At 41.2% G+C, this 13,171-nt stretch carries 9 protein-coding genes; all 9 read left to right on the top strand.

The features are described 5' to 3' along the window. Nucleotides 1-143: 143 nt before the first annotated feature. The 9 genes from P0108_RS05725 to P0108_RS05685 all read left to right on the top strand — a co-directional run bounded on the left by P0108_RS05725 (nucleotide 144) and on the right by P0108_RS05685 (nucleotide 13,052). A complete protein-coding gene (locus P0108_RS05725) occupies nucleotides 144-1,175 on the top strand; it encodes a cation diffusion facilitator family transporter (RefSeq protein ID WP_116994785.1) in 1,032 nt (343 codons plus the stop codon). 111 nt (nucleotides 1,176-1,286) lie between these two features. Further along, the gene (locus tag P0108_RS05720; protein WP_064621642.1) at nucleotides 1,287-2,195 is read left to right on the top strand and encodes a TrmH family RNA methyltransferase; all 909 of its coding nucleotides are present in this window, start codon (nucleotides 1,287-1,289) and stop codon (nucleotides 2,193-2,195) included. Nucleotides 2,196-2,265: 70 nt separating this feature from the next. Continuing rightward, complete coding sequence (pheS, locus tag P0108_RS05715) at nucleotides 2,266-3,333, top strand: phenylalanine--tRNA ligase subunit alpha (RefSeq protein ID WP_033888768.1); 1,068 nt, start codon at nucleotides 2,266-2,268, stop codon at nucleotides 3,331-3,333. 5 nt (nucleotides 3,334-3,338) lie between these two features. Then, nucleotides 3,339-5,960 (top strand): phenylalanine--tRNA ligase subunit beta, encoded by a 2,622-nt coding sequence (gene pheT, locus P0108_RS05710; RefSeq protein ID WP_473046687.1) that lies wholly within the window; start codon nucleotides 3,339-3,341, stop codon nucleotides 5,958-5,960. A gap of 256 nt (nucleotides 5,961-6,216) precedes the next feature. Continuing rightward, complete coding sequence (locus P0108_RS05705; RefSeq protein ID WP_032842537.1) at nucleotides 6,217-6,756, top strand: arginine repressor; 540 nt, start codon at nucleotides 6,217-6,219, stop codon at nucleotides 6,754-6,756. 276 nt (nucleotides 6,757-7,032) lie between these two features. Beyond that, nucleotides 7,033-8,247, top strand: a complete 1,215-nt coding sequence (locus P0108_RS05700; RefSeq protein ID WP_012914101.1) for an argininosuccinate synthase — start codon at nucleotides 7,033-7,035, stop codon at nucleotides 8,245-8,247. A 36-nt stretch (nucleotides 8,248-8,283) separates the two neighbouring features. After that, a complete protein-coding gene (gene argH / locus P0108_RS05695; protein WP_473730858.1) occupies nucleotides 8,284-9,801 on the top strand; it encodes an argininosuccinate lyase in 1,518 nt (505 codons plus the stop codon). A 166-nt stretch (nucleotides 9,802-9,967) separates the two neighbouring features. Continuing rightward, complete coding sequence (gene tyrS, locus P0108_RS05690) at nucleotides 9,968-11,287, top strand: tyrosine--tRNA ligase (RefSeq protein ID WP_076002805.1); 1,320 nt, start codon at nucleotides 9,968-9,970, stop codon at nucleotides 11,285-11,287. A 154-nt stretch (nucleotides 11,288-11,441) separates the two neighbouring features. Next, complete coding sequence (locus tag P0108_RS05685) at nucleotides 11,442-13,052, top strand: tetratricopeptide repeat protein (protein ID WP_102703053.1); 1,611 nt, start codon at nucleotides 11,442-11,444, stop codon at nucleotides 13,050-13,052. Nucleotides 13,053-13,171: the final 119 nt, after the last annotated feature.

The following is a 13,171-nucleotide window of genomic DNA, read 5'->3' as shown; positions in this document are numbered from 1 at the left end:
TGTGTGATTACATAGTTGTAGATATGACTGTTTAGTAATTTGAACCCCGGCTTAGGCTGGGGTTCATTACGTATAAGGCAAAATGCGAATGATATTGAGAAACAATATCGTCCAAATATTTTAATATTTTAGGAGGCTGGAAAGTGCATAATCATAACGATGTAATTCGAACTAGTGACACTGATTCACACTCAAGCAGTGCGAATGCAAATGCCAACTCTTTCGATACTAATTACAACAATGCCAACGCAGCTTCCCAAGCAGAAGCAATTCACGCAAGTCATGCGCATCAGCATCGTTTGCTTCTTACGCTTTCTCTTACTGCAACTGTGTTTTTTGCTGAGGTAATTGGTTCTTTCATAACCAATTCTTTGTCGCTTCTTATAGACGCAGGTCATATGCTTACAGACATTTCGGTTCTTGCAGCTTCAACAGTTACTGCAATTCTTATGCGTCGTCGTCCAAATAGTAAGCGCACGTGGGGTTGGGCGCGTCTTGAGGTTATTACAGCTGCTGCGGGAGCTCTTATTTTACTGCTTGTAGGAGTGTATGCTCTTGTTGAAGCTGGAATGCGTCTTTTTGGTAGTGGCCATCAAGGCATTCACGATGTAAATCAGCTGCTATTCTTTGGTATCCTTGGTTTAGCTGCGAATTTAGGTTCTCTTGTAATTCTTATGTCTCAATCGCAAGACAATATGAATATGCGTGCTGCTTTTCTTGAGGTTATGAACGATGCTCTTGGATCTGTTGCAGTTGTAGTCTCAGCTATTGTAATGATGAGTACAGGCTGGGCAGGTTTTGATGCTGTAGCTGGCGGTATTATTGCGCTTCTTATGATTCCTCGTGCGTTAAAGCTTCTTAAGAATGCTGTTAAGGTTCTTCTTGAGCAGACTCCTGAAGGTCTTGATTTAAACAAAGTTCGTGAACATCTAGAGCATGTTCCTCATGTTCTTGCAGTTCATGATTTGCACGCTAGTACTGTCTCTACTGGTATGCCGATTTTTATGGCACATGTTGTTGTGGATCCTAATATGACAATGTCTCAATGCTCTCAAGTGCTTTCCCAGCTTCAGGACTGCTTGCGCGAGCATTTTCCTGTTTCTGTCTCTCACACTACTTTCCAGCTTGAGCCTAAGGGTTATACAACTTCTAGTGCGTCAGAGCATCATGAATAGAGTTTATAGGTTTTGCTTATAAGTCTTGTTGCAAAGAACGTGACAAGTTTGCATAAATACGTGAATGCGTATTTCCTGTGTCGTAATTGTTTTTGAAGTAAAGTTATATTTATGCCGTTAAAAGAACTAATTGATAATACTCACAGTGAGCGCGTGCGCAGACTCGTTTCTTTAGGTCGCGCAAAGTCGCATGATTTGCAGCGTTTTTTAGTTGAAGGTCCGCAAAGTGTGCGTGAAGCTGTACGTTATGCCACAGATTCGTTATGTGATATTTATGTTACTAAAGATGCTTGTGAAGGTAATGAAAAGGAAAGTTCACAATTTTCTTCTTTGCGGGAAATAGTTAAAGAAGCTTTATCTCGATCTTGTTATGTTCATCCTGTTGAGTCGAATATTATGCAAAAAATTAGTGCTGATTCACAGGGAATTGTTGCGGTTGCTAATTCGAAATCTTTGGACGATATTTATTTTAGTGAGTTTAAAAATTTACAGCAATCAGCACAAGTAAAAGTAAAAAACGATTTTAAGCCTCTTCGTATTGCAGCTTGCTGGCAGGTAAGAGATCCTGGCAACGCTGGTGCTATTATTCGTGTTGCAGATGTTGCTGGATGCGATGCTGTTGTTTTTGTTGATGATTGCGTAAGTCGTTGGAATGCTAAGCTTGTGCGTTCGACTGCTGGCTCACTATTTCATCTTCCTGTAGTGCAATTAAGCGTTCAAGACTGGTTCGAATGCGCTGCAAAAGCAAATATTCGAGTTATTGCAGCTGATATTTACGGAACTGACAAGATTAAACCTGTGCCATTTCCAAAAATTTTAGTCAATTCCGAGGTTATTAGCAGTTCTTTGGCTATTTTATTTGGTAATGAAGCTAGAGGCTTACCTAAAGAAGTATTGCAGCAGGTTGACGATATTTCAATAATTCCAATATATGGAAAAGCGGAATCAATGAACCTTGCAACAAGTGCAGCAGTAATGCTTATGGGCTTGGCTATGTCGAGTCATGAGCGAAAAATATAGCTTTGGGCAATATTTTGCAATAGCGTATATAAACAATGAATATACGTATAACACAGATAGGAAAGGTGCTGTGACCGATAATAAGCCATTCGATATTAAAGCTGTAAGTAAAGCAGTAAAAGAAGGTATTGCTAGCGTTACAGCTGCTCAAACTATGGAAGAGCTGAAGGCTGTTAAAACTAAGTATGCTGGCGCGCAGTCAGTGATGACTGTTGCAAGTAAAGCAATTGGTTCTTTGCCTGCGGATCAAAAGAAGGAAGTTGGCAAGGTGATGTCAACTTTGCGAGCTGATTTTGGTCGAGCTTTTGCAGAAGCTACAGAGCGAATTAAAGCTGTTGAAGAGGCTAACATGCTTTCTGCAGAAACTGTAGATATGACTCTTCCAATTAATCGTAAGCCTTTAGGTGCTCGTCATCCTATTGCTCGTATTATTGAGGATTTTGAAGACTTCTTTGTGTCTATGGGTTGGCAGATTTCTGCAGGTCCAGAAGTTGAAACTGAATGGTTTGATTTTGATGCATTGAACTTTGGTCCGGATCATCCTGCGCGTCAAATGCAAGATACTTTCTACGTTCAGGGTAATCAAGCTAAGGATGCTGCAGGCTTTGTTGGTTCAAACATGGTTTTGCGCACGCAAACTTCTTCTGATCAAGTACGTGCGTTAATTGAGCGTGGAGTTCCTCTGTATATTGCTTCTCCTGGTAGAGTGTTCCGCACTGATGAACTGGATGCAACGCATACTCCAGTTTTCCATCAATGTGAAGCTTTGGCTGTAGATAAGCATTTAACAATGGCTGATTTAAAGGGTGTTCTCGATCGTTTAGCTGTTGCGATGTTTGGTCCAGATGCAAAGAGCCGCTTGCGACCAAGCTACTTCCCATTTACTGAGCCTAGTGCTGAGCTGGATCTTTGGTTCCCAGATAAAAAGGGCGGTCCAGGCTGGATTGAATGGGGCGGTTGCGGAATGGTTAACCCTAATGTGTTGAAGTCTGCAGGTTTAGATCCACAAGTGTATACCGGTTTTGCTTTTGGTGTCGGCTTGGAGAGGACTCTGCTTCTTCGTCACGATATTAACGATATGCATGATTTGGTTGAAGGCGATAAGCGCTTCAGTGAACAGTTTGTAATGGGGGAGTAAAACTCATGCCAATGGTAGATATTGACTGGCTCAAAGATCATGTTGAAGTGCCAGAAGGTTTAACTTACGAACAGCTTGCTAAAGATTTAGTTCGTGTTGGTTTAGAGGAAGAAGAAATTCATACTTCTCAAGTTACCGGTCCAATTGTTGTCGGTTACGTAGTTGATGCAACTCCTGAACCGCAGAAAAATGGCAAAACTATTAATTGGTGCCATGTTGATGTTGGAGATAAATACAACGATGTTGACGAGAACGGCAAGAAAGTTCCTCGTGGCATTGTTTGCGGTGCTCCTAATATGGCTGCTGGTGAAAAGGTTGTTGTAACTCTTCCTGGTGCTGTTCTGCCTGGAGATTTTAAGATTGAGCCGCGTAAGACTTACGGTCATATTTCTGACGGTATGTGTGCTTCAGAGCGTGAGCTTGGTTTGGGAGATAGCCACAATGGCATTATTTTGTTGCGTGAATATGGCTTCTCTAAGGCTGAATATGATGAGTTGAAGCCTGGCGACGATGTAATGGAGTTGTTGCATCTTAATAAGCCGATTTTGGAGATTAACATAACGCCTGATCGTGGATATGCTTTCTCTTATCGTGGTGTTGCTCGTGAATATCATCATTCAACTGGTACTGTTTATACGGATCCTGTTTCAAAGTTGAATGAGCAGGTATCGCAAATTAATGATGAAGGTCACAAGACTTCAGATATTGACGTGAGTATTGAAGATACTAATCCAATTCATGGTGTACCTGGTTGTGATCGATATTATGCGCGTGCTGTACACGGTTTTGACTCCACTTGTGCAAGCCCACGTTGGATGCAGCGTCGTTTAACGCGTGCAGGTATGCGCAGTATCTCTCTTGCTGTTGATATCACTAATTATGTCATGCTTGATTTGGGTCAACCTCTTCATGCTTATGATTTAGACAAAATTGAAGGTCCAATTGTAGTTCGTCGTGCACATGAGGGCGAACATCTTACGACTTTGGATGGCAAAGATCATGAATTGCATGTTGAGGATTTAGTTATTTGCGATTCTCCTCGTGGAAACCATGGTTCACGCGTGCTTGGCTTGGCAGGTGTTATGGGCGGCATGTATGGCGAAGTTACGAGTGAAACGAAAAATATTTTGATTGAGGCAGCTCACTTTGATCCCGTTTCAATTGCTCGTACTGCTCGTCGACATAAGATTCCTTCTGAGGCTTCTCGTCGTTTTGAGCGTGGCGTTGATACCCAATTGCAGCCAGCAGCTGCACAAATGGCTGCAAATCTTTTGGAACAGTTTGGTGGAGCTAAGCCATCTACATCGCCGTGTGATGTCAATAATACTCAGTCGCGAAATGTGATTGTGTTTAAAGCTAATGAAGTGCAGCGAGTTGCCGGTTTGGATGTTGATTTGAATCGCATTAGCGATATTCTTACCGATATTGGTTGCTCTGTTGCTGGTGGTGGAAATGGATCCTTCTCCGTTCTTCCTCCAACTTGGCGTCCTGATTTGAATGAGCCTTGCGATCTAGTAGAGGAAATTGCTCGACTTGTTGGATATGATGAGATTCCTGTTAAGGTTCCTGCTGTTCCTGTTACTGGTCGAACTGGCTTAACTGCGCAACAGCAAACTAGACGAGCTATTGCTTATGAGTTAGCGGAAACTGGTTTTGTTGAATCTTTAAGCTATCCATTTGTTGGTGAGGAAGATATTAAAGCTTTCCGTCAAAATGTGGATGAAGTTGCTGAAGTAAGTGTTCGTATTGCTAATCCTTTAGCTGGAGACAGGCCTTGGCTTCGTCGTTCTGTTTTGATGACTTTGGCTGGTACTGTTCGACGCAATCTTCATCGTGGTTTAACAGATATTTCCATGTATGAGCTTGGTCATGTGTACTTTAGCGATCCAAATGCTCCTGCAATTCCTGCATTACCTGGTTCTGTTAGACCTTCTAATGCTGAGCTTGCTGCGTTGGATGCTGGATTACCGGAACAACCTTTGCATGTTGCTGCTTTGCTAACTGGTCATGCTGAAGAAACTGGTTGGCTTGGTACTCATAGAGATGTTGATTGGAGCGATGCTGTTGAAGCACTCCAGCGAGTTGGTAAGAGAATTGGTGTTAAGTTCATTCTCGAACAGTTTAAAGCTCAAGATGCTCCATCTTCTTGGCATCCTGGTCGTAGTGCTCAAGTTTGTGTTCTTGCTGAAGATGGTTCAAGCGTCAATCTCGGTGTTGTTGGCGAATTGCATCCACATGTTTGTGAAGCGCTAGATTTACCTAAGCATTCTGCAGCATTCGAGCTTGATTTAACTGAATTGTTTAAGAATATGATTATGAAGCCTGTTCAAGCTAAACCAATTTCGACTTTCCCTCCTGTAAAGCAAGATTTCGCTTTCACTGCACCAATTGAGTTGAAAGCGAATGAATTGCAGTCTGCTATTGAAAAGTCTGCTGGAGATTTGCTTGAATCTGTTGAGTTGTTCGATGTGTATGAGGGTGAGCAGCTTGGAGAAGGTTTGCGTTCTCTTGCTTATTCCGTAACGTTCCGAGCAAATGATAGAACACTTTCTGGCGAAGAGATGGAAGAAGTTCGTAAGAAGATTACGGATGCTGCTGAAGTCTTGCACGCAACTTTGCGAGTGTAAAATATAATATATTTTAGTTAATGCGATTGTGCATACGTTCTAATAGTAGTATGCATAATCGCATTTATTGTATTATTAACTCTTTTTCTTTTTATGTAAAGTAACATCTATTTTTTAAATAAAATATAGCATTTTCATGCATAATAGATATGTGTGACGAAGAACACATAAATAATTTTTTATGCATGTAGATATGTATACACATATTCGTATATATTTAATTGAAAATATGTTTATGAAAGGTTTTGATAAAATTATGATGAATCCAGAAACGGATGCAGAATCAAATAACGAAGTGTCAATAAAACAGCAACGTCCTGCAACAAAAGCAGCGCGTTTAAACGCTATTGAACAAGCGTTACTGGCAGAAGTGATTACTTCTCAATCTCAACTCGCTAAAGTGTTGGCGCGTCATGGTTTTAATGTTACTCAAGCTACTTTGAGCCGAGATTTAGATGAGTTAAATGCCGTTAAAATTCGATTAACGGATGGCAGGATTGCGTATGTGCTTGGCGATGGTACTGGCAATCGTCATGCTATGGATACTGTGCGAATTGATCAGCAAGTTGCTCGCACTTTAGCAGGTCTTGTCACTGAAGTTGGACATGCAAATAATATTGTTGTTATTCACACTCCATCAGGCGCTGCACAATATGTTGCAAGTGTTATAGATCGTCAGCCTTTGAAAGGTATTTTAGGATCAGTTGCTGGAGATGATACAGTTATTATGGTTTGCGTTTCAAATGAAGAAGCTGAAAATCGAGCAAATTGGATGCTTTCAGTAGCTTCTCGTTAAACAATTTATTAAAAAATATTGTGGCTATTTAATTAAATATTGCATTAAAAAAATAATTTTGCAGTAACGAAAAGATTTATACGCGTGCAGTGCATTGTTGAGCTGCGCGCGTTTTTATATGTATAACTATAATTGATATATTTTTTTATATTTTATAATAACTCTTCGAAGATGATAAAAATATAATAATTTTTTGGCGCATCTGTTGATTTTATTTTAGATGTATAATATGCTCTTTATTGTTTATTTATCCAATACATGACCTGGGAGGTCACAATGACTAATAAAAAACGTATTGTCTTGGCGTATTCAGGTGGCCTCGATACTTCGGTAGCAATTCCATACCTTAAAGAGCAAACAGGTCAAGACGTTGTAGCTGTGTCGCTAAACGTTGGTCAAGGCGGTGAAGCGCTTGAAGTAATTAAGAATCGTGCTTTGGCTTGTGGTGCAGTTGAGGCATATGTTGTCGATGCTCGCGAAGAATTCGCAGATAATTATTGCATGCTTGCATTAAAAGCTAACGCAATGTATGAAGACGTGTATCCATTGGTTTCTGCTCTTTCTAGGCCTTTGATTACTCGCCACTTAGTGAATGCAGCTCATCAATTTGATGCAGACACAATTGCGCATGGTTGCACCGGCAAAGGAAACGATCAGGTTCGTTTTGAAGTTGCAATCCAATCTTTGGATCCAGAATTAAAAGCTATTAGCCCAATTCGAGACTTGTCACTTACTCGTGATGTTGAAATAGAATTCGCTAATGAGCACAAGCTTCCAATTGAACAAAGCAAGAAAAGCCCATATTCGATTGACCAAAACGTGTGGGGTCGTGCAATTGAAACCGGTTTCCTAGAAGATCCATGGAATGCTCCGACTGAAGAGTGCTATTCTTATACGCAAAATCCTCTTGAATCTCAAGAACCGGATGAAGTTAGAATTACTTTTGAAAAAGGTATTCCAGTCGCAATTGACGGTCATAGTGTAACGCCTTTGCAAGCAATTGAAGAAATGAATGCAAGAGCTGGAGCGCAAGGAATTGGACGAATCGATATTATTGAAGATCGTCTTGTAGGAATTAAATCTCGTGAATTGTACGAAGTTCCAGGTGCTCAATCTCTAATTGTTGCACACCAAGAGCTTGAAAATTGCTGCCTGGAGCGTGAGCAGCATAGGTTAAAGCGTGCTCTTGATAAAAAGTGGGCTGAATTTGTCTATGATGGTCAGTGGTTCTCTCCAGTTGTGTGTTCTCTTAACGCATTTATTAATGAAACTCAAGAGCATGTTTCTGGAGAGATTCGAATGACTATGTATGCTGGCAAAGCTGTAGTTACTGGACGTCGTTCTGAGGAATCATTGTATGACTTTAATTTAGCAACGTATGATTCTTCAGATACATTTGATCAGCGTGCTTCCAATGGATTCATTGAAATCTACGGATTGTCTAGCAAGGTTGCAGCAGCAAGAGATATGCGCGTTGCAAACAACAACTAATACGATATATATAAAAAGATATAAAGGTAATAAACTATGCACGATGCAACAAAAGCAGCAGCCGCAGAACTAGAAAATAATGAAAGTAATAATACTAATCACCCTATTGCATTGTGGGGTGGACGATTTAGTTCAGGTCCTTCAGCAGAGCTGACGAAACTAAGCAAGTCCACACAATTTGATTGGCGATTAGCGGATGATGATATTGCTGGTTCTAGAGCTCATGCGCATGCATTGCATCGTGCAGGTCTTCTTAACGAAAAAGAGTATGCTGATTTATCTTGTGCATTAGATGAATTGCAAAAGCATGTAGATGACGGAACTTTCGCACCCATTGAGGAAGATGAAGATGAAGCTACAGCATTAGAGCGCGGTTTACTTGAAATTGCTGGAAATGAGCTTGGCGGAAAGCTTCGTGCAGGTCGCTCTAGAAATGATCAAATTGCAGCTTTAATACGTATGTTTTTGCGTAGGCATGCGCGCATTATTGCATCATTATTGTTGTCAGTTTGCCAAGCGTTGCTGAATCAATCAAAAAATGCAAAAGACGCGGTGATGCCGGGTCGCACTCACATGCAACATGCTCAACCAATTTTGCTTGCGCATCAGTTAATGGCACATGTTTGGCCGCTTTTACGAGATGTAAATCGCTTCATAGATTGGGATTTGCGTGCAGATGAAAGCCCTTATGGAGCAGGCGCTTTGGCAGGCAATACTCTTGGTCTTAATCCAGAAGAAGTAGCTAAAGAGCTTGGTTTTTCTAAAGTTTGCGTTAATTCTATAGACGCAACTGCAAGTAGAGACTTAGTTGCAGAATTTTCATTCATCGCAGCAATGATTGGCGTTGATATATCACGATTAAGTGAAGAAATTATTATTTGGAATACTCAAGAATTTGCATTTGTTCGTTTAGATGATGCTTATTCAACTGGCTCATCGATTATGCCTCAAAAAAAGAATCCAGATATTGCGGAACTTGCTCGTGGTAAAGCTGGTAGATTAATAGGCGATTTAACTGGTTTAATGACAACTCTTAAAGGTCTTCCTACTGCTTATGCTCGCGATTTGCAAGAAGATAAAGAAGCTGTTTTTGATCAAATTGACACTTTAGAAGTGCTTCTTCCAGCTTTTGCTGGAATGGTAGAAACTATGAAATTTGATCTAAATAGACTTTATGAACAGTCTTCTACTGGTTTCGCTCTTGCTACAGATATTGCAGAATGGCTTGTAAAAAAGGGTGTTCCATTCCGTAATGCTCATACTTTGTCTGGTTTGTGTGTAAAGCGAGCTGAGGGAATTGGGGGAGATCTTGCTGATTTAAGCGATGATGATTTTTCAAATATTCTAAGCGGTTTTGTTGATAGCGCAGAAATTGCGAATATTAGAACAATATTGACTAGTGCTGGATCTGTGTCTGCCAGATGCGGTCGTGGCGGTACAGCCTTCGCGCGAGTTAAAGAGCAAATTGTAGAGGCTGAAAATGCAATGGATAATTATTATAAATTTGCAAATTCAAAAAGCGATGGTTCTGCTTATATCTCGCCTATAAAATAATTTTAAAATTAGATTATTAGCTGTCACGTTATAGTGCCAAATATTGTACTTTATAATATTTGGCACTTTTTTATTATGCGTGTCGCCATGTGCTGCAAAAATTGAAAGGCTTGTGGACGCGCAAAGCGCCCGATATTTATCGGTATTCTGTATTAAGGAGATACGAATGGCTCAGGTCAGGAACTACAAGGAAGCAGGTTTTGCTTCTTTGTTTGAAGAGCTTAAGTGGCGTGGATTAATTTCACAATCTACTGATGAGCAGCAGCTTGCTCAAGCGCTTGACGGAGAACCATTAACGTATTATTGCGGTTACGATCCTACTGCTGCTTCATTGCATATTGGTAATCTTGTGCAGCTTATTAATATGCGTCACTTGCAGGCTGCAGGTCATCATCCTATTGCTTTAGTTGGTGGTGCTACTGGTTTGATTGGTGACCCTCGTCAAAGCGGAGAACGCACTCTTAATTCTAAGGATATTGTGGCTGGCTGGGCTGAACGCTTGCGTAAGCAGATTGGTCGAATCTTGCCTCTTGATGGTGAAAATCCTGTTCGTTTTGTCAGCAATTACGACTGGGTTTCTAAGATGTCTGCTATCGACTTTTTGCGCGATGTTGGTAAGAACTTCCGAGTTGGAACAATGCTTTCTAAGGATATTGTGGCTCGTCGCTTAAATTCCGATGAAGGTATTTCTTTTGCTGAGTTTAGTTATCAAGTTTTGCAAGGCAATGACTTCTTGTACTTGTTTGATAATTACAACGTAACTTTGCAACTTGGCGGTTCGGATCAGTGGGGTAATCTCACTTCCGGCATGGATTTGATTCGTAAGGTTCGTGGCACATCCGTAAACGTGTTTACTAGCCCGATTATTACAGATAATCAAGGTCGTAAGTTTGGTAAGTCAGAAGGTAATGCCATGTGGCTTGATCCTTCTATGCTTAGCCCTTATCGCTTCTACCAGTTCTGGTTCAATCAGCCTGATGATGAAGTTGTTAAGTTGCTTAAGGTGTTCACTTTCTTGCCAAAAGATGAAATTGAGCGTTTAGCTCAGCAAATTCAGGATGATCCTGGAAGTCGTGAAGCTCAGCGCGTGCTTGCGTGGGAAGTTACAAGTTTCGTTCACGGTGAAGATTTAACAAACCAGGCTATTGAAGCTTCTTCCGCTTTGTTTGGACGTGGTGATCTTTGCAATATTGATGAGCAGACTCTTGAAGCTGCTTTAGATGGTGTTAAGGTTAAGGCTGAAGACGGTAGTTTAGATTTCGCTAAGGCTAAAGTTGCAGATCGTGTTGTTGAGGCTGCAGTTGCCGCTGGTCTATTCCGCACTGTTTCTGAAGCTCGTCGTGCTATTGAAGCAGGCGGTTTGTATCTGAATAATGAACGTGTAAGTGGTGTCGACGATGTGTTAAGTGAGGGCTCTTTCTTGCACGGTCGTTTCGCTTTGCTTCGCCGTGGCAAGAAAGCTATCGGTGCCGTAGAGCGCGCTTAATAAATGTTTGTGATGTATTAAAAAATACATCTGTTGTAAGCTTGCTGCTTGATGTATGCTATAGCTTGCTTACAGCAGATGTTTAGTTATTTTATGAATATAATTAAAATGTGATTTTGTAATAAAATTGCACATAGATGAGAGGTATGCCAGAATGGGCGAAGAACGCGAACACTCGCGGAGTGGTAAGAAATCTTTTGGTGAACGTGGTGGATTTGGTCATCGCAATGGTGGTAAAAGTAGCGAGCGTCGCGGTGGTTTCCATAAGGATGGTTTCCATAAAGGCGGTTTTAAGAAGGGTGGTTTCCGCCGTAATGATGATGACCGTGAAGAGAGCTTCCACTCTGGCGTAAAGCGTGATGGTGATCGTCGTTTTAACCGTCATGACGATCGTAAAGATGACCGTCGCGGTGGTTTTAAGAAGAATGGTTTTAAGAAGGACGGATTCCGCTCAGAGAATCGCGATAATGATCGTCGCTTTAATCGTATAGATGACCGTCGCGATGACCGCCGCTCTAGAGATTTTGAACATTCTTGTGAAGAAGGTGGCAACCCACGCTACAAGAAGTTTGATGGTGAACATCGTTTTGATCGTCGTGACGATCGCAGGGATAGTCGTCGTGAGAACCATCGCAATGGCGATTTCCATAAAGATTTCCATAAAGGCTCTAAGGGCGGCTTCCGTGATGACCGCAGAGACGATCGTCGCGATGAGCGCAGAGATAATGAGCGTCGTTTTGATCGTCGTGACGATCGCAGAGATGATCGTCACGCAAATTCGCGTAGTAACTTCCGCTTTGAAGATGGTCCACGCCGCAATTCTGACGGAACTGTTTCTTATCCATCTCAAAATCCTTATACAGCACGTCGCCCTGGTGAACCTAAGATGCCAAAAGGTTTGGAATGGGCAATGCTTTCTAAAGAAGATCGCGAGCGTTTGCGCGGTCTTTCAAAGGAACACGCTGAAAATATTGGTCTTCATATTCTTGCAGCTTATACTTTGCAAGAAGAAAATCCTGAACTTGCATTAGAACATGCAAAGTGGGCTGCTAAGCAAGCTTCTCGTATTGATTTTGCTCGCGAAACTTTAGCTTTTGTGGCCTATCGTCAGGGCGATTACAAGCTTGCTTCTAAGGAATTCCGCACTGCAATGCGAATGAATGGCTACCTTGATTATTTGCCATTTATTGCCGATTGCGAGCGCGGTATGGGAAATCTAGATAAGGCTTTAGAAATTTGCATGTCAGATGAAGCAAAAACCTTAAGGGGAGAAGTAAAAGCCGAAATGTTCCTCGTTTATGCAGGTGTTTTGGCTGATACTGGTCATGCTGATAAGGCTATTGAATTGGTTCATGCAATGGGTCGTTCAAAGGGTCTTCCTGGGGAGTATCGTATGCGTGCAGTTCAAGCAGAACAATACTTCTTGGAAGAAGCCGGGCGTAGTGACGAAGCAATTGAATTAGAGTCTTTGCTTGATAAGCTTGAGCAACAGTATGCTGATGTTGATGACGAAGATATAAATCCTGATGATATTGTTATCGACTATGATTTAGAGCATTTGAATGATGACATGATGGATGAAATTGGCATGAGTGAAGATGATGCTCAATTTGCTCCTGATGAAGAATCTGATGAAGAATCTGAAGTAACTGAAGATTCTGAAGATTTAGAAAACTCAGAAGACTCAGAAGAGACAAGTAACTCTGAGAATGCGGATAATACGGATACAATCGAGATGAGTGCTGTTCACGCTGACGAAGAGTAGTTCGTAACATTTGAATATTTGCGTTCGGCTGCTTTTAAGTAAGCCGGGCACTTGCTGCTTTGAGAGTTGATATTTATAAAATATATTTGAAAAATTTGAATCTAAATTAAGTGCAGTGT

It is taken from the genome of Gardnerella sp. c10Ua_244 (assembly GCF_055818055.1).
The sequence above is the reverse complement of the archived record's forward strand: the minus strand, read 5'-3'. Positions and strand labels throughout refer to the sequence as shown.